The sequence below is a fragment of the Enterobacter sp. BNK-16 genome, from assembly GCF_048684955.1.
GTDB lineage: Bacteria > Pseudomonadota > Gammaproteobacteria > Enterobacterales > Enterobacteriaceae > Enterobacter > Enterobacter bugandensis.
In genome coordinates this window covers 1,488,643-1,505,589 of the sequence record NZ_JBLQTQ010000001.1, presented here as the reverse complement: position 1 = coordinate 1,505,589, position 16,947 = coordinate 1,488,643, and the positions used below count along the sequence as shown (strand labels likewise).

Here is a 16,947-nt window from a genome sequence, read left to right as displayed (position 1 = left end):
ACATGATCCACGTTGAAAATGTCAGTAAGACCTTTGTGCTCCACCAGCAAAATGGCGTGCGCCTGCCGGTGCTGCAAAACGCCTCACTAGAGGTGAGTCAGGGTGAATGCGTGGTGCTGCACGGCCACTCCGGCAGCGGTAAATCGACCCTGCTGCGCTCCCTGTACGCCAACTATTTACCGGACGAAGGCCACATCCATATTCGCCATAACGAAGAGTGGGTCGATCTGGTTCAGGCCCCGGCGCGCAAGGTGCTGGAAGTGCGCCGCTCAACGATCGGCTGGGTTAGCCAGTTCCTGCGGGTGATCCCGCGGATCTCCGCTCTGGACGTGGTGATGCAGCCTCTGCTGGATCTTGGCGTGCCGCGCGAAACCTGCGCCGCCAGGGCCGCCAGCCTGCTGACGCGCCTCAACGTGCCGGAGCGCCTGTGGCACCTCGCCCCGTCGACCTTTTCCGGCGGCGAGCAGCAGCGCGTGAATATCGCGCGCGGGTTTATCGTCGACTATCCGATTTTACTGCTGGATGAACCCACCGCCTCGCTCGACGCTAAAAACAGCGCAGCGGTGATGGATCTGATCGAACAGGCCAAAGCGCGCGGCGCGGCGATCGTCGGGATCTTCCACGACGACGCCGTACGCACCCGCGTGGCGGACAGGCTGCACCCGATGGGGACAAACGCATGATTATCAATAACGTCAGGCTGGTGCTGGAAAATGAGGTCGTAAACGGCTCGATTGAGGTCCGGGACGGCGTCATCCGCGCGTTTGCCGAAACACAGAGTCGCTCCCCGGAGGCGATGGACGGCGACGGCGGCTGGCTGCTGCCGGGGCTGATTGAGCTGCATACCGATAATCTGGATAAATTCTTCACCCCGCGCCCGAAGGTGGACTGGCCCGCCCATTCGGCAATGAGCAGCCACGACGCGCTGATGGTCGCCAGCGGCATCACCACGGTGCTGGACGCGGTGGCGATCGGCGACGTGCGCGACGGCGGCGATCGTCTGGAAAATCTGGAAAAGATGATCAACGCCGTGGAGGAGACGCAAAAGCGCGGCCTCAACCGCGCCGAGCACCGCCTGCACCTGCGCTGCGAGCTGCCGCACCACACCACCCTGCCGCTGTTTGAAAAGCTGGTCGGGCGCGAGCCGGTCTCGCTGGTCTCCCTGATGGATCACTCCCCGGGGCAGCGCCAGTTCGCCAACATTGAAAAGTACCGTGAATACTATCAGGGCAAATACTCGCTCAACGACGCGGAGATGGCGCGCTACGAAGAAGAGCAGCTGGCGCTTGCGGCACAATGGTCGCAGCCGAACCGCCTCTCCATTGCCGCGATGTGTCGGGACCGGAATATCGCGCTGGCCAGCCATGACGACGCCACGCACGATCACGTGCGCGAATCCCACCAGCTTGGCAGCGTGATCGCCGAATTTCCCACCACGTTCGAGGCGGCAGAGGCATCGCGCAAACACGGCATGAACGTGCTGATGGGCGCGCCGAACATCGTGCGCGGCGGATCGCACTCCGGCAACGTGGCGGCAAGCAAACTCGCTTCCCTCGGCCTGCTGGATATCCTCTCGTCTGACTACTACCCCGCCAGCCTGCTGGACGCGGCCTTCCGCGTTGCAGACGACGAGGACAACCGCTTTACGCTGCCGCAGGCGATTCGACTGGTGACGAAAAACCCCGCCAGCGCGCTCAACCTTCACGACCGCGGTGAGATTGCCGAAGGCAAACGGGCGGATCTGGTGCTGGCGCACCGCAAGGGCGAGCACGTTCATATCGATCACGTCTGGCGTCAGGGAAAAAGGGTGTTCTGATGGGAAGACTCATCTGGTTAATGGGCCCGTCCGGCTCGGGAAAAGACAGCCTGCTGTCGGCGTTACGGCAGCGGGAACATTCACAGCTGCTGGTGGCGCACCGCTACATTACCCGCGCGGCGAACGCTGGCAGTGAAAACCATATCGCCCTGAGCGAGCAGGAGTTTTTTACCCGCGCCGGGCAAAATCTGCTGGCGCTGAGCTGGCACGCGAACGGCTTTTATTACGGCGTCGGCATCGAGATCGACCTCTGGCTGCACGCGGGCTTCGACGTGCTGGTTAACGGCTCGCGCGCACATCTGCCGCAGGCCAAAGCCCGGTACGAAGCGGCGCTGCTGCCGGTCTGCCTGCAGGTTTCTCCGGATATTCTGCGCAGCCGCCTGCAAAGCCGGGGGCGCGAAAATGCGCGTGAGATCGACCAGCGCCTTGAGCGCGCGGCGCGCTACACTCCGTCGGGCTGTCACGTCCTCAATAACGACGGAAGTTTGCTACAGTCAGTCGAGACCTTTTTATCGCTTATTCGCCAGAAGGAGAGACAGCATGCCTGACTGCCAGCTTCGCCCCGCCACCGCCGACGACGCGCAAAACGTTTACGCTCTGATCTGCGAGCTTAAGCAGTGTGAATTTGACCACCAGGCGTTTCACGCCGGTTATCTTGCCAATCTGCAGGATCACAACATGCGCTACCAGCTTGCCGAGCTGGACGGAAATGTCGTCGGCATGATCGGCCTGCACATGCAGTTTCACCTGCACCATGCCCGTTGGATCGGCGAGATCCAGGAGCTGGTGGTGATGCCGCAGGCGCGCGGGTTAAAGATTGGAAGCAAGCTGCTGGCATGGGCGGAGGACATCGCGAGGCAGGCAGGTGCCGAGCTGACCGAACTCTCCACCAGCGTGAAGCGCACGGACGCGCACCGTTTTTACGTTCGTGAGGGATATACGCAGAGCCATTTTCGATTCACCAAACCGCTGTAGAGGTGCGTTATGAGTCTGACCATCACGTTAACGGGAACCGGAAGCGCGCAGCTGGTCCCGGTCTTTGGCTGCGACTGCGCGGCGTGTCGCAGGGCGCGTTTGCAGGACAACTATCGCCGTCGCCCCTGTAGCGCGGTGGTCAAATTCAACGATGCAGTCACCCTGCTGGATGCGGGCTTTCCGCACCTGATGGACGACTGGCCAGCGGGCAGTTTCCAGCAGTTTTTACTCACGCACTATCATATGGATCACGTCCAGGGGCTATTCCCCCTGCGCTGGGGCGTGGGCGCAACCATCCCGGTCTACGGTCCGCCGGATGAAGCGGGCTGTGACGACCTGTTTAAACACCCCGGCATTCTGGATTTCAGCCACACGGTCGAGCCGTTCGTGATGTTTGAACTGCAGGGGCTGCGGGTCACGCCGCTGCCGCTCAACCATTCAAAACTGACCTTCGGGTATCTGCTGGAATCGGCCCATAGCCGCGTGGCGTGGCTTTCTGATACCGCCGGGCTGCCGGATAAAACGGTGACGTTTCTGCTCAACAATCAGCCACAGGCGATAATCATCGACTGCAGCCATGAACCGCGTCCGGAGACGCCGCGCAACCACAGTGATTTAAATACGGTGATAGCCCTGAACGAGGTGATTGGCTGTCCGCAGGTGATCCTGACGCACGTTAGCCACCAGTTTGACGCATGGATGATGGATAACCCGCTGCCGGACGGCATTGAAGCGGGATATGACGGGATGGTACTTGTGCTGGATTAGGTTTTCTCCCTCTCCCGTGGGAGAGGGTTGGGTGAGGGCAACAGGCCGCACTTAGCCGCGATCGTAATCGTCTTCCAACCTGCGCTCGTCCTCTTCTAACCGACGCCTGTCGTCATCCAGCTGGCGCTGACGCTCGTCTAAACGGCGGCGTCTGTCTTCGAGCTGCCGACGACGATCGTCGTACTGTCGGCTGTCGATTTGACGGCTGCGGTCGTAACGATCGTCGTCATCGTCATTACGGCTGCTGCTGGGGTTGTAGGCATCGTTGATCGCCTGCTGAATGTTGCCAATGGCGTCATCAATCACATCGGCATGCGCCAGTTGGCTGGTTAAAGCCAGCAGACCAAATAACAGGACGGTAGAGTAACGTTTCATAAGGCCAGACTCGCAGGGGAACTGGCCTTACGGTAATGAATGGCCGGGAACCGGGGTAGCGGAGGAATCTCAAATTACCATCACCTTCCGCAGCGCCTGCGCCAGCTGCTGGCGGGTAAACGGCTTACGCAGTAACGGAACGTCCGGCAGCTGCGGGTTATGCGCCGGGCGCAAATCCTGCCCGCTGATCAGCAGCACCGGAAGCTGCGGATAATGGCTGCGCACATGGTTAATCACCTCGGCCCCGCTCAGGCTTCCGGGCAACATCAGATCGCTGATAAACATGCCAATATCCGGCGACGCCGCCAGCATGTTCAGGGCCTGTTCGCCGCTGTCCGCCTCGAGCGTCAGGTAACCAAGCTGATGCAGCTGTTCGCACAGGGTCTGGCGAACGTCCGCCTCATCTTCCAGCACCAGTACAAGCCGCTCGTTATCCACGGACGTTGTGGCAGCCAGCGCTTCATCCTCCGAAACGGCGGGCAGCGTCGAGCGCGGGAGGTGGAGCCGCACGGTCGTTCCTTGTCCCGGCGCGCTTTCGATCTCTACCCGCCCCCCGGACTGACGCACAAAACCGTACACCATCGACAGGCCCAGCCCGCTTCCGCTTCCGGTCTGCTTGGTGGTGAAGAACGGTTCAAAAACCCGGGATTTCACTTCCTGCGACATCCCGCTGCCGCGATCGATGACCTCCAGCGCTACCATATCCTGCCTGCGTCCGTCGCTGCGGGTCACGCGCTGGTTCCAGGTGCGAATTTTTATCGCCCCGCTCTGGCCTTCCATCGCATCCCGGGCGTTCATCACCAGGTTGATAATGGCGTTTTCCAGCTGGCTGACGTCAATCCACGCGGGCCATGCCGGGGTTTGCGCTTCAATCTCCAGGGTAAGCGTGGCGGGCAGCGAGTGGCGCATCAGTTCCCGAAGGTTTTCCAGCAGGGGCAGCATCTCTACTGCATGCGGCGTCAGGGACTGTTTGCGGGAAAACGCCAGCAGGCGCTGGGTCAGCAGCGCGCCGCGTTCGGCAGCCTTCAGCGCACGGGTAATGCGCGGCGCGTCGTTTGATTCGGGGTCTGTCAGCTCAAGGCTGCCGATAATTACCGCCAGCAGGTTGTTAAAATCATGCGCCAGCCCGCCGGTCAGCTGTCCGACGGCCTTCATCTTCTGGCTGTGCAGCAGCGCCTCTTCCAGCCCCTGACGCTCGATGCGGTCGATCTCCATCTGCGTGGTTTTCTCTTTCAGCAAACGCGTGGTGTGCTCAAGCGAGGCGGTGTTGCGGGCAAAAACGTTAAACGCGCGCGCCAGCTCGCCCAGCTCGTCGCGCCGCTGCAGCGCAGGAACAGAAACATCCTGTTCACCGTGGGCAAGTCGCGACATCGCCCGGGAGATGGCCGTCAGGTTGGAGCCCAGATTGCGGTAGATATACCAGCAGGCGCAGCCGGTGATGATCAGCGCCAGCACGGCGAAGATGCTGATAAACACGCTTATGGATTGCAACTCGTGATGGCTCTGGGCCGTGCGAAGCCGGGAAGCCTGCGCCACCTGCTCAACGTACTGATTAATATCGCTATTAAGGATCGCCACCAGCGCCTTAATGTGGAACATATACCAGCTGATGGACAGATCGCTCTCCTCCAGCTGCTTCGACAGCGGGGCAAGCTTGCGCAGCTCGGCGTTAAAATCGGGCAGAACGCCCTCCACGACCGGCTGTATGGCGCTTCGGGGCAGCGTGGCGGTCACGGCGTCCAGCTGCTGAACGGTAGCACGCGGCGAAGGTGTATCAATCGCGGCCGCGATCAGCCGATCCATCTCCATCAGCTGCCGCGCGTCCGGCACGTTGCTGCCGAAGCGGCGGTTGATGTCCTGAAGATGGCGTAAATAGCTCTGGCTTTGATAGAGCGAGCTCAGCAAAGCGTTACGCTCAAGATGCCGCTTTTGCCCACGCTCCAGCATCCCCGTTACGCTTTGCTGTAATTCATTGCTTCTGCGAATAATCCGCGCCACCAGCGCCGGCTCCTGCTGCGCCAGCGGGGCATCCGCCAGCTGTTCCAGCGAGCGGCGCAGCGCCGTTTGCATCTGCTTCAGCCGCTCGGCCTCGCCTTTGTACTCCAGCGCCCCTACCACCTGCGAAAGCCGCACCGCCGCCGTTGCCACGTTGGCCGTGTCGCGCGCGAGGTTCATGCTCCCGGTCATGTCGTCCAGCGTTTGCTGTTGGACCTGCTCCTGGATCTGGCTGGCATGACGAAAGCCGAGCACCGCCACGCCGCTCACCATCAGCGTGACGGCGACCACCAGCAGGTTAAATATCAGCAGGCGACCGCGGGCGCTGGAGAAGAACGGGGGGCGTGAAGACATGTTGACTCCGTAACTGTGATCCACATTCGCTATTCATAACTATGACAAATATGAACAGCTTCTGACATTTTGCATTTACGCACCTGTGATGAAGTGCAGATATCGACATTCACAGGAGATCCGCCATGAGCAGAACCCCGGTTTTAGAGATGCGCCACATTGCCAAGACCTTTGGCAATTTCCACGCGCTCAAGGGCGTAGATTTGACGGTCTTCCCCGGTGAGATCCACGCGCTGATGGGGGAAAACGGCGCGGGAAAAAGCACGCTGATGAAGATCCTCGCGGGGGCCTATACCGCCACCGGCGGCGAGATCCTGATCGACGGCCAGCCGTTTCACATTAAAGGGCCGAAGGACGCGCTGGCCGCAGGCATTACCCTGATTTACCAGGAGATGCAGCTCGCCCCCAATCTGACCGTCGCGGAAAATATCTTCCTCGGCAGCGAGCTGTCGCGCGGCGGGCTGGTGCAGCGCAAGGAGATGGCCGCCCAGGCGCAGGCGGTGATTGACCGTCTCGGCGCGCAGTTCAGCGCCACCGACCTGGTGATGAAGCTGACCATCGCCGAGCAGCAGCAGGTGGAAATCGCCCGCGCGCTGCACCGCAACAGCCGCATCCTGGTGATGGACGAACCCACTGCCGCCCTCTCCTCCCGCGAAACCCACCGCCTGTTCGAACTGATTTTGCGCCTGCGCGATGAAGGCATGGCGATTATCTATATCAGCCACCGCATGGCGGAAGTGTATGAACTCTCTGACCGCGTCAGCGTTCTGCGCGACGGGCAGTACGTCGGCAGCCTGACGCGCGACAAGCTCAACGCCTCCGAGCTGGTAAAAATGATGGTGGGCCGCCCGCTCAGCGATCTGTTCAACAAAGAGCGCGATATCCCTCTCGGCAGCCCGCGTCTCAACGTGCACCACCTCACCGACGGTAAAAAAGTGCAGCCATGCAGCCTGCAGGTGCGCTCCGGTGAAATCGTCGGGCTGGCGGGGCTGGTCGGGGCCGGACGCTCCGAGCTGGCGCAGTTGATTTTCGGCGTGCGTAAAGCCACAGGCGGCATGATTGAGGTGGACGGCGAGCCGGTGGTGATCCACTCCCCGCGCGCGGCCATTGAAAACGGGATTGGTTTTCTCACCGAGAACCGCAAGGAGCAGGGGCTGTTTCTGGAGCTGGCGGCGCAGGAGAACATCACCATGGCGACGCTGGAGCGCGACGCCACCTTCGGCATGCTTAACCGCAAAAAAGCCCAGTCCATTTCCGACGATGCTATCGCCCTGCTCAACATCCGCGTGCCGCATTCTCAGGTGCGCGCGGGCGGGCTCTCCGGCGGCAACCAGCAAAAGCTGCTGATCTCCCGCTGGGTGGCGATTGGCCCGCGCATTCTGATCCTCGACGAACCCACGCGCGGGGTGGACGTCGGTGCCAAAAGCGAGATCTACCGCATCATGAACCAGATGGCGCGCAAGGGGGTGGCGATTCTGATGATCTCCAGCGAGCTGCCGGAAGTGGTAGGCATGAGCGACCGGGTGTACGTAATGCGGGAAGGCAGCATTGCGGGTGAACTGCACGGGCGCGACATCTCCCAGGAAAATATTATGACGCTGGCAACCGGCGTGAACGACACACATCATCAGGCGGTGCAATCATGACAACTCCAACCCATCCGCAGCAGGTGGCGAAATCCGCCTCCGCCAAAAAAATGCTGATGAGCGATCTGATGCAAACGGTCGGCATTTTGCCGATTTTAATCCTGATTGTGGCGGTGTTTGGCTTTATCGCCCCGAACTTCTTTACCGAAAGTAACCTGCTCAACATTACCCGTCAGGCGTCGATCAACATCGTGCTGGCGGCGGGGATGACCTTCATCATCCTGACCGGCGGGATTGACCTCTCCGTGGGCTCGATTCTCGGCACCACGGCGGTGGCGGCGATGGTGGTCTCGCTTATTCCTGAATTCGCGATGCTCTCCATACCGGCGGCGCTGATGCTCGGCATGGTGCTGGGGCTGTTCAACGGCGCGCTGGTGGCCTTCGCCGGGCTGCCGCCGTTTATCGTCACGCTCGGCACCTATACGGCGCTGCGAGGCGCGGCGTATCTGCTGGCGGACGGCACCACGGTGATTAACTCCAGCATCAGCTTCGAGTGGATCGGCAATAACTATCTCGGCCCGATTCCGTGGCTCGTCGTCATTGCCCTGGCGGTCATCGCTATCTGCTGGTTCATCCTGCGCCGCACCACGCTCGGCGTTCATATCTACGCGGTCGGCGGCAACATGCAGGCGGCGCGCTTAACCGGCATCAAGGTCTGGCTGGTGCTGCTGTTTGTCTACGGCATGAGCGGCCTGCTCTCCGGCCTCGGCGGGGTGATGAGCGCCTCTCGCCTCTACAGCGCCAACGGCAACCTCGGCACGGGTTACGAGTTGGATGCGATTGCGGCGGTGATCCTCGGCGGCACCAGCTTCGTCGGCGGGATCGGCACGATCACCGGCACGCTGGTGGGGGCGCTGATCATCGCCACCCTCAACAACGGTATGACGCTGATGGGCGTCTCCTACTTCTGGCAGCTGGTGATCAAAGGGGCGGTGATCATCATAGCGGTGCTGATCGACAAATACCGTACCCGACACCATCAAAGTGCATAACAACAATACCCTACAAGCGAGGAAGACAAGATGCGTTTGAAACCCTTAGTGACCGCGCTCTGTGCTGGCGCCCTGCTGGCCGCAACGCCGTTTGCGCAGGCAAAAGATTTGAAGTCCATCGGCGTGACGGTGGGCGACCTGGCTAACCCGTTCTTCGTGCAGATCACCAAAGGTGCCGAGCTGGAAGCACGCAAGCTGGCTGGCGATAACGTCAAGGTGACGCTGGTTTCCAGCGGTTACGATCTGGGTCAGCAGGTGTCGCAGATCGATAACTTCATCGCCGCGAAGGTGGACATGATCATCCTCAACGCTGCGGATTCCAAAGGGATCGGCCCGGCGGTGAAGCGAGCCAAAGAAGCGGGGATCGTGGTCGTGGCGGTGGACGTGGCGGCGGAAGGGGCCGATGCGACCATCACCTCCGATAATACCCAGGCGGGGGAAATGGCCTGTAAGTACATTACCGACCGCCTGAAAGGCAAAGGCAACGTGGTGATCATCAACGGACCGCCGGTCTCCGCGGTGCAGAACCGCGTGGAAGGCTGCCAGACGGAATTCAAAAAACATCCGGACATCAAGGTGCTCTCGGACAACCAGAATGCCAAAGGCAGTCGTGAAGGCGGGCTGGAAGTGATGACCTCCCTGCTGGCGGCCAATCCGAAGATCGACGGCGTATTCGCGATTAACGATCCGACCGCGATCGGCGCCGATCTGGCGGCGAAACAGGCCCAGCGCAACGAGTTCTTTATCGTCGGCGTGGACGGTTCCCCGGACGGTGAAGAGGCGCTGAAGCGCGAAAACTCCCTGTTTGTGGCGACCCCGGCGCAGGATCCGCAGGTGATGGCGGCGAAGGCGGTGGAGATCGGCTATGACATTCTGCAGGGCAAACCTGCGCCGAAAGAGCCTGTGCTGATCCCGGTGACGATGATCGATAAAAAGAACGTCGGCACGTATAAGGGGTGGACGGTTAAATGATCCTTTTCCCTCTCCCACAGGGAGAGGGAACTGTTTTCAAGGAGTCCCCATGAAACGCTCCGACATTAATGAAATCCTCGGCCACACGCGGCAGTTCTTTTCCATGCACGACGTGCATCTCCCGCCGTTTGCCAGCTTTCCACCCACAAAATGGCAGCAGCTTGATCGGGCCGAGTGGCAGGAAGTGTTTGACCTCAAGCTCGGCTGGGACGTGACCGCTTTCGGCGGCAACAGCTTTTCCGCACAGGGTCTGACGCTGTTTACCCTGCGCAACGGCTCCCCCAACGGCGTGCCGTATGAGAAATGCTACGCCGAAAAAATCATGCACGTGCGCGACGGCCAGGTGACGCCGATGCATTTTCACTGGCGCAAGCGGGAGGACATCATTAACCGGGGCGGCGGGAACCTGATTATTGAGTTATGGAATGCGGGAGCGCATGAAGAGACCGAAAACACCGACGTGACCGTCACGATTGACGGCTGTCGGCAAACCCACGCTCCCGGCAGCCAGCTGCGCCTCACACCAGGGGAAAGCATCTGTCTCACGCCCGGTCTGTATCACAGCTTCTGGGGCGAACGCGGCTTTGGCGACGTGCTGGTGGGCGAAGTGTCGTCGGTGAATGACGACGAGCACGACAACCACTTTTTGCAGCCCGTTGCCCGCTATAACAACATCGAAGAAGACGAACCGGCGGTGCTGGTGTTGTGCAACGAGTACAACCTGTTTCGGAGATAAGGAGTGAATGATGCCACTGATTTCTCTTGCCGACGGTCTTGAGCACGCCAGGAAACATCGCTACGCGCTGGGCGCGTTCAACGTGCTCGACTCCCATTTCCTGCGCGCGCTGTTTGCCGCCGCAAAGCAGGAACGCTCGCCGTTTATCATCAACATCGCCGAAGTGCACTTTAAGTATGTTTCCCTGGATTCGCTGGTCGAAGCGGTCAAGTTCGAAGCCGCCCGTCACGATATTCCCGTGGTGCTGAATCTCGACCACGGTCTGCATTTCGAGGCCGTCGTGCGCGCCCTGCGCCTGGGGTTTAGCTCGGTGATGTTCGACGGCTCGACGCTGAGCTACGAGGAGAACATTCGCCAGACCCGGGAAGTGGTGAAGATGTGCCACGCGGTGGGCGTCTCGGTGGAGGCGGAGCTGGGCGCGGTCGGCGGGGATGAAGGCGGCGCGCTGTACGGACATGCGGATGAAGCGTTCTTTACCGACCCGCAGCTGGCGCGGGAGTTTGTCGATAAGACCGGCATCGACGCGCTGGCGGTCGCCATCGGCAACGCGCACGGCAAATACAAAGGCGAACCGAAGCTCGATTTCCCGCGCCTGGACGCCATTCGTCAGCAGACGGGGCTGCCGCTGGTGCTGCACGGCGGCTCCGGGATTAGCGATGCAGACTTCCGCCGCGCCATCGAGCTGGGCATTCATAAAATCAACTTCTACACCGGCATGTCGCAGGCCGCGCTCGCCGCCGTTGAGCAGCGTATGGCGAACCGCCAGCCGCTGTACGATGAGTTTGCCGAACTGCTGCTGGGGATAGAAGAGGCGATAACCGATACGGTCGCCGAGCAGATGCGCATCTTCGGCAGCGCGGGGCAGGCATAATGGAACGCAAAGGCATCATCGCCGCAGGCAATATGCTGGTGGATCACGTTCACCAGATCGTGCAGTGGCCGGAGCGCGGCTGGCTGGCGGAAATCACCCACAGCGAACGCTCAACCGGCGGCGCGCCGCTCAACGTGCTGCTGACGCTGGCGAAAATGCACGCCGGCCTGCCGCTGCAGGCGGTGGGGCTGATCGGGGAAGACGGCGACGGGGATTACATTCTGGCGATGCTCGACCAGTACCACGTCAACCGCCAGCGCGTGCAGCGCACCACCTTCGCCCCAACCTCCATGTCGCAGGTGATGACCGATCCCAGCGGGCAGCGCACCTTTTTCCACTCGCCGGGAGCCAACCGTCTGCTGGATCTTCCCGCCTTCGATCGTCTCGATGGATCGATGAAGATCTTCCATCTCGGCTACCTGCTGCTGCTCGACAGCCTGGATATGCCGGATGACGAGTTTGGCACCCGCAGCGCGCGGCTGCTGGCGCAGATGCGCGAGCAAGGGTATGAAACCTCCCTTGACCTGGTGTCCCGCAAGGGCGACCCGCGCTATCAGCCGCTGGTCATCCCTGCCCTGCGCCATCTCGACTATCTGGTGATTAACGAGCTCGAGGCCGGTGAGTTTAGCGGCCTGACAATGCGTGACGAAAACGACGCCCCGCACATTGTCCATATCGCCGACGCCGCGGCGCAGCTGCTGGCGGCCGGGGTACGCCAGCGGGTGGTGATCCACTGTCCGGAAGGCGCATGGGGAGAAGCTCGCGGTGAAGCGGGTTGCTGGATCCCGTCATGGATGCTGGAGCAGGACGAGATTATCGGCAGCGTTGGCGCGGGCGATGCCTTTTGCGCCGGCTTTTTATACGGCTGCCATGAATCGCTGCCGCTGACAGAAAGTATTTATCTGGCGCACGCCTGCGCGCGGGCAAGCCTGCTGGCCGCCAATGCGATTGACGGCGCAAAAACGCTGGCCGAGCTGCAGGCGTTTATTCGCGAGAGCGCTTAGTTTAACAATAATTGCGATTTTTCATTACAGTTCTATGAATTTTATATTCCCGAACTACACTCTCTCCATCTGGCATATTCGGCGTGGGCAGCACTCTGTCCGCACGCTTTTCCGAAATGAGATAGAAAGAGGACAAGGGAAAAATGTTCGCAGCAATCATCATCGGTATTTTCATTATCAGCGTTATTTATGCGCATTCACGCGGCAAAGAAAAACAGACGCTTTCTCGTCAGCTCTTCGACCATTCGACGTTCATGGCCCCCATCAATATGTTTATGACGGCGTTTTCTTCCCTGCCCGCCAGGCAGCCTTTCTTTGAAACAGAGCGCTTCCCGGAATTAAATAAGCTGACGGAAAACTGGCTGGTTATTCGCGAAGAGGCGCTGCGTTTGCAGCATCATATTAAGGCGGCGGAAAATAATAACGACGCTGGCTTTAACACCTTTTTTAAACGCGGCTGGAAACGTTTTTACCTGAAATGGTATGCCGATGCCCATCCCTCCGCGCAGTCTTTATGCCCGGTGACGACCCGGCTGGTGAGTGAAATCCCCTCGGTGAAGGCGGCCATGTTTGCCGAGCTGCCGGCGGGTGCGAAGCTGGGTAAGCACCGGGATCCGTACGCGGGATCGGTTCGTTACCATCTGGGCTTATTCACACCGAATGACGATCGCTGCTTTATTGAAGTCGACAGGCAGCGCCACAGCTGGCGGGATGGCGAAGCCGTTATTTTTGATGAGACCTACGTCCACTGGGCAGAAAATAAATCGGATCAAACGCGCATTATTCTCTTCTGCGATATTGAACGTCCGATGAAGTGGCGCTGGGCGCAGGCGGTTAACCATTGGGTGGGGACCACGCTGATGTCTGCAGCCCGCTCACCGAATGACGAGAATGACAGCACCGGCGGCATTAACCGCATTTTTAAATACGTTCATGCGGGCCGCGAGCGGGGACAGCGTCTGAAAAAATGAAACCGTAAGGCCTATTACGCCATCAAGTATCTGTGCATCGCTGCAATCTTTGCCGCCATCATTGTTCCGGCGATAACGTAAGCCTTATGCCGCCTGTTCGGGTCGGCTCACATCGGAGGCAAACACGTAACCCAGCCCGCGGATCGTTTTGATAAGCGCAGGCTGATGCGGGTTAGCCTCTATTTTCCGGCGCAGGCGCATGATCAGCACGTCAATCGTGCGATCGAACACGTCGGCGCTTTCGCTGTGGGTCAGCTCGAGCAGGCGATCGCGGCTCAGCACCCGGCGGGCATTCTGCGTGAGCGCCAGCAGCAGGCCGTACTCGCCCTGGGTTAAGGGCACGGTATTACGCTGCGGATCGCTCAGCTCGCAGCGGGAGGTATCCAGCGTCCATCCGTTAAACACAATGCCCGCGGCGGGAGCTTCCGCCGCCAGCACGCCCGTACGCCTCAGCACCGCCTTCACGCGGGCGACCACCACGCGCGGGTTGAACGGTTTGCCAATATAATCGTCAGCCCCCATCTCCAGCCCCACCACCACGTCTGATTCACTGCCCAGCCCGGTTAACATGATCACCGGTAGCGCCGGGCGCTGCTTTTGCAGCTGCAGCAAAACCTGCAGGCCGTTGATGTCCGGCAGCATCATATCCAGCAGAACAAGGGCGATAGCCGGCTCCTGTTGGACCTGCCGCAGCGCATCCTGGCCGTTGTGGCAGACAAGCACGCTAAAGACGTGCTCGCTCAGCACATCCTGCAGCAGTTCACACACTGCCATATCGTCATCAACCACCAGAATCGCCGGTTTCATCATATGCTTCCGTCAGGGGATTATGTTAAGTCTGAACCATTCTGCCGTCGGCTCCAGTGAAATGGATTTTTCCGTGACGGAAATTCAACCCATGTCACATCCGCCGCTCATTCGACACGTCAATTTTGACGATTGTCTGCTTTTCGTCAGGGATTTCGCCGGGAATGCACCGTAAAGCCGGTGAGTAACCCCACTAAAAACATGGCATAGAAGCTGCATTAGTCGGTGCGAAAGATTTGATTAACTGGAGCAGACTGATGAAAAAAGTCGTCACGGTTTGCCCTTATTGTGCCTCAGGTTGCAAGATCCACCTGGTGGTCGATAACGGCAAAATCGTCCGGGCGGAGGCCGCGCAGGGGAAAACCAACCAGGGCACGCTGTGCCTGAAGGGGTATTACGGCTGGGATTTTATTAACGATACACAAATCCTCACCCCGCGCCTGAAAAACCCTATGATCCGCCGCGAGCGCGGCGGCAAGCTGGAAGCCGTCTCCTGGAACGAGGCGCTGGATTACGTCGCCACGCGCCTGAGTGCTATTAAGGCCAAGTATGGCCCGGATGCCATTCAGACCACCGGCTCCTCACGCGGGACCGGGAATGAAACCAACTACGTGATGCAAAAATTCGCGCGCGCCGTTATTGGTACCAATAACGTCGACTGCTGCGCTCGCGTCTGACACGGCCCATCGGTTGCAGGTCTGCACCAGTCGGTCGGTAACGGCGCAATGAGTAATGCTATCAACGAGATAGATAACACCGATCTGGTGTTTATCTTCGGTTATAACCCGGCGGATTCTCACCCTATCGTCGCGAACCACGTGATTCGCGCTAAACAGAACGGGGCGATAATTATCGTCTGCGATCCGCGCAAAATTGAAACCGCGCGCATTGCGGATATGCACATTGCGCTGAAAAACGGCTCGAATATCGCGCTGTTGAATGCGATGGGGCACGTCATTATCGAGGAAAACCTGTACGATCAGGCGTTTGTCGCCACGCGTACGGAAGGGTTTGAAGAGTACCGGAAAATTGTCGAAGGCTACACGCCGGAGTCGGTAGAGGCGATAACCGGCGTGAGCGCGCAGGAGATCCGCCAGGCGGCACGGATGTATGCCGGAGCGAAAACCGCCGCCATCCTGTGGGGCATGGGCGTGACCCAGTTCTACCAGGGCGTGGAAACCGTGCGCTCCCTGACCAGCCTCGCGATGCTGACCGGGAATCTGGGCAAAGCGCACGTCGGCGTTAACCCGGTTCGCGGCCAGAATAACGTCCAGGGTGCCTGCGACATGGGCGCGCTGCCGGACACGTATCCGGGCTACCAGTACGTGAAGTACCCGGAAAACCGCGAGAAGTTCGCGAAGGCCTGGGGCGTGGAGAGCCTGCCGGCACACACCGGCTATCGCATCAGCGAGCTGCCGCACCGCGCGGCGCACGGTGAAGTGCGGGCGGCCTACATCATGGGTGAAGATCCGCTCCAGACCGACGCCGAGCTGTCTGCGGTGCGCAAAGGCTTTGAGGATCTGGAGTTGGTGATTGTCCAGGATATCTTCATGACCAAAACCGCGGCGGCGGCGGATGTGATTCTCCCGTCGACCTCCTGGGGCGAGCATGAAGGCGTCTACACGGCGGCGGACCGCGGCTTCCAGCGCTTCTTTAAGGCGGTCGAGCCGAAGTGGGATCTGAAAACGGACTGGCAGATCATCAGCGAAATCGCCACCCGCATGGGCTACCCGATGCACTACAACAACACCCAGGAGATCTGGGACGAGCTGCGGCATCTGTGCCCGGACTTTTATGGGGCAACCTATGAAAAAATGGGTGAGCTGGGCTACATCCAGTGGCCGTGCCGGGACGAGTCGGAGGCCGACCAGGGGACGTCGTATCTCTTTAAAGAGAAATTTGACACGCCGAACGGGCTGGCGCAGTTCTTCACCTGCGACTGGGTTGCGCCGATCGATAAACTCACCGAGGAGTACCCGATGGTGCTCTCTACCGTGCGTGAAGTAGGCCACTACTCCTGCCGTTCAATGACCGGCAACTGCGCCGCGCTGGCGGCGCTGGCGGACGAACCGGGCTACGCGCAGATCAACACCGCCGACGCCGAACGGCTCGGTATTGAAGATGAAGCGCTGGTGTGGGTGAATTCGCGCAAAGGGCGCATCATTACCCGCGCGCAGGTCAGCGACCGTCCAAACAAAGGGGCGGTCTATATGACCTACCAGTGGTGGATTGGTGCCTGTAACGAGCTGGTGACGGAGAACCTCAGCCCGATAACCAAAACGCCGGAGTATAAATACTGCGCCGTCAACGTGGAGCCGATTGCGGATCAGCACGCGGCGGAACAGTATGTGATCGACGAATATAACAAGCTGAAAGCACGGCTGCGTGAAAGCGCAATGGGTTGAAGCCGTTAATTAATCGTTGAATAAAGGGAGTGAGTTATTCACTCCCTTTTTATTTCCGCTTAAAACATTAAAAATATCAATTATTATTCTGGAAAGCGGCTCGCAAAATAATGTAATTTGCTCAGAACAGAATTACATCTTTGCATTTTAATTCAGAAGGATAAGATGTGCGGCGGGTGCTTAAGACTTTCTGTCTTGAGCATTGTTGAGGGACAGAAAGTGGAAAGCCCCGGGAAATTTTCATTCACCCGAGGCTACCC

At 59.7% G+C, this 16,947-nt stretch carries 15 protein-coding genes and 1 pseudogene; 13 read left to right on the top strand and 3 right to left on the bottom strand.

Annotated features, from left to right (window positions below; all coding sequences use genetic code 11):
• Nucleotides 1-2: 2 nt before the first annotated feature.
• Genes phnL through phnP form a run of 5 tightly spaced genes read left to right on the top strand, consistent with a single transcriptional unit; the run spans nucleotide 3 to nucleotide 3,559 of the window.
• Nucleotides 3-683 (top strand): phosphonate C-P lyase system protein PhnL, encoded by a 681-nt coding sequence (gene phnL, locus ACMGGH_RS07205; RefSeq protein WP_192972035.1) that lies wholly within the window; start codon nucleotides 3-5, stop codon nucleotides 681-683.
• Complete coding sequence (phnM, locus tag ACMGGH_RS07200; protein ID WP_136344147.1) at nucleotides 680-1,816, top strand: alpha-D-ribose 1-methylphosphonate 5-triphosphate diphosphatase; 1,137 nt, start codon at nucleotides 680-682, stop codon at nucleotides 1,814-1,816. The genes phnL and phnM overlap by 4 nt, the downstream gene beginning before the upstream one ends.
• Nucleotides 1,813-2,364 (top strand): ribose 1,5-bisphosphokinase, encoded by a 552-nt coding sequence (gene phnN / locus ACMGGH_RS07195; protein WP_028015204.1) that lies wholly within the window; start codon nucleotides 1,813-1,815, stop codon nucleotides 2,362-2,364. The genes phnM and phnN overlap by 4 nt, the downstream gene beginning before the upstream one ends.
• Entirely contained in the window at nucleotides 2,357-2,791 is a 435-nt protein-coding gene (gene phnO / locus ACMGGH_RS07190) for an aminoalkylphosphonate N-acetyltransferase (protein ID WP_232949045.1), read from the top strand. Before phnN ends, phnO begins: the two co-directional genes overlap by 8 nt.
• A 9-nt stretch (nucleotides 2,792-2,800) precedes the next feature.
• Nucleotides 2,801-3,559: a phosphonate metabolism protein PhnP gene (gene phnP / locus ACMGGH_RS07185; protein ID WP_232949044.1), complete on the top strand. Its 759-nt coding sequence runs from the start codon at nucleotides 2,801-2,803 to the stop codon at nucleotides 3,557-3,559.
• A gap of 51 nt (nucleotides 3,560-3,610) precedes the next feature.
• On the opposite strand, the gene yjdP is transcribed toward phnP, so the two are convergent.
• Nucleotides 3,611-3,934, bottom strand: coding sequence for a DDRRRQL repeat protein YjdP (yjdP, locus tag ACMGGH_RS07180; protein ID WP_126327272.1), 324 nt, complete (start codon nucleotides 3,932-3,934; stop codon nucleotides 3,611-3,613).
• A 69-nt stretch (nucleotides 3,935-4,003) separates the two neighbouring features.
• Complete coding sequence (locus tag ACMGGH_RS07175) at nucleotides 4,004-6,283, bottom strand: ATP-binding protein (protein ID WP_041911518.1); 2,280 nt, start codon at nucleotides 6,281-6,283, stop codon at nucleotides 4,004-4,006.
• 125 nt (nucleotides 6,284-6,408) lie between these two features.
• On the opposite strand from ACMGGH_RS07175, the gene ACMGGH_RS07170 reads away from it, so the two are divergent.
• The 7 genes and pseudogenes from ACMGGH_RS07170 (at nucleotide 6,409) to lpxO (ending at nucleotide 13,556) form a co-directional block, all read left to right on the top strand.
• Nucleotides 6,409-7,929, top strand: coding sequence for a sugar ABC transporter ATP-binding protein (locus ACMGGH_RS07170; protein ID WP_028015199.1), 1,521 nt, complete (start codon nucleotides 6,409-6,411; stop codon nucleotides 7,927-7,929).
• The gene (locus tag ACMGGH_RS07165) at nucleotides 7,926-8,921 is read left to right on the top strand and encodes an ABC transporter permease subunit (protein WP_028015198.1); all 996 of its coding nucleotides are present in this window, start codon (nucleotides 7,926-7,928) and stop codon (nucleotides 8,919-8,921) included. Before ACMGGH_RS07170 ends, ACMGGH_RS07165 begins: the two co-directional genes overlap by 4 nt.
• A 30-nt stretch (nucleotides 8,922-8,951) precedes the next feature.
• A complete protein-coding gene (locus ACMGGH_RS07160) occupies nucleotides 8,952-9,893 on the top strand; it encodes an ABC transporter substrate-binding protein (protein WP_028015197.1) in 942 nt (313 codons plus the stop codon).
• Nucleotides 9,894-9,942: 49 nt separating this feature from the next.
• Nucleotides 9,943-10,629 (top strand): D-lyxose/D-mannose family sugar isomerase, encoded by a 687-nt coding sequence (locus ACMGGH_RS07155; RefSeq protein ID WP_048999403.1) that lies wholly within the window; start codon nucleotides 9,943-9,945, stop codon nucleotides 10,627-10,629.
• A 10-nt stretch (nucleotides 10,630-10,639) separates the two neighbouring features.
• Nucleotides 10,640-11,500: a ketose 1,6-bisphosphate aldolase gene (locus tag ACMGGH_RS07150; protein ID WP_028015195.1), complete on the top strand. Its 861-nt coding sequence runs from the start codon at nucleotides 10,640-10,642 to the stop codon at nucleotides 11,498-11,500.
• Nucleotides 11,500-12,504 (top strand): carbohydrate kinase family protein, encoded by a 1,005-nt coding sequence (locus ACMGGH_RS07145; RefSeq protein ID WP_232949043.1) that lies wholly within the window; start codon nucleotides 11,500-11,502, stop codon nucleotides 12,502-12,504. Before ACMGGH_RS07150 ends, ACMGGH_RS07145 begins: the two co-directional genes overlap by 1 nt.
• 143 nt (nucleotides 12,505-12,647) lie before the next feature.
• Nucleotides 12,648-13,556: pseudogene (gene lpxO, locus ACMGGH_RS07140) on the top strand (lipid A hydroxylase LpxO).
• A gap of 3 nt (nucleotides 13,557-13,559) precedes the next feature.
• Here lpxO and ACMGGH_RS07135 read toward each other — a convergent pair.
• Entirely contained in the window at nucleotides 13,560-14,282 is a 723-nt protein-coding gene (locus ACMGGH_RS07135) for a response regulator (protein ID WP_192972052.1), read from the bottom strand.
• Nucleotides 14,283-14,539: 257 nt separating this feature from the next.
• On the opposite strand from ACMGGH_RS07135, the gene fdhF reads away from it, so the two are divergent.
• Nucleotides 14,540-16,687, top strand: coding sequence for a formate dehydrogenase subunit alpha (gene fdhF, locus ACMGGH_RS07130; protein WP_232949042.1), 2,148 nt, complete (start codon nucleotides 14,540-14,542; stop codon nucleotides 16,685-16,687).
• Nucleotides 16,688-16,947: the final 260 nt, after the last annotated feature.

Bases quoted from the DNA above. Each gene is read 5' to 3' on its own strand.
- ACMGGH_RS07135 (WP_192972052.1), bottom strand. From the start codon at position 14,282: ATGAAACCGGCGATTCTGGTGGTTGATGACGATATGGCAGTGTGTGAA.
- phnP (WP_232949044.1), top strand. From the start codon at position 2,801: ATGAGTCTGACCATCACGTTAACGGGAACCGGAAGCGCGCAGCTGGTC.
- ACMGGH_RS07155 (WP_048999403.1), top strand. From the start codon at position 9,943: ATGAAACGCTCCGACATTAATGAAATCCTCGGCCACACGCGGCAGTTC.
- ACMGGH_RS07175 (WP_041911518.1), bottom strand. From the start codon at position 6,283: ATGTCTTCACGCCCCCCGTTCTTCTCCAGCGCCCGCGGTCGCCTGCTG.
- yjdP (WP_126327272.1), bottom strand. From the start codon at position 3,934: ATGAAACGTTACTCTACCGTCCTGTTATTTGGTCTGCTGGCTTTAACC.
- ACMGGH_RS07150 (WP_028015195.1), top strand. From the start codon at position 10,640: ATGCCACTGATTTCTCTTGCCGACGGTCTTGAGCACGCCAGGAAACAT.
- phnM (WP_136344147.1), top strand. From the start codon at position 680: ATGATTATCAATAACGTCAGGCTGGTGCTGGAAAATGAGGTCGTAAAC.
- ACMGGH_RS07165 (WP_028015198.1), top strand. From the start codon at position 7,926: ATGACAACTCCAACCCATCCGCAGCAGGTGGCGAAATCCGCCTCCGCC.
- ACMGGH_RS07170 (WP_028015199.1), top strand. From the start codon at position 6,409: ATGAGCAGAACCCCGGTTTTAGAGATGCGCCACATTGCCAAGACCTTT.
- phnL (WP_192972035.1), top strand. From the start codon at position 3: ATGATCCACGTTGAAAATGTCAGTAAGACCTTTGTGCTCCACCAGCAA.
- ACMGGH_RS07160 (WP_028015197.1), top strand. From the start codon at position 8,952: ATGCGTTTGAAACCCTTAGTGACCGCGCTCTGTGCTGGCGCCCTGCTG.
- phnO (WP_232949045.1), top strand. From the start codon at position 2,357: ATGCCTGACTGCCAGCTTCGCCCCGCCACCGCCGACGACGCGCAAAAC.
- ACMGGH_RS07145 (WP_232949043.1), top strand. From the start codon at position 11,500: ATGGAACGCAAAGGCATCATCGCCGCAGGCAATATGCTGGTGGATCAC.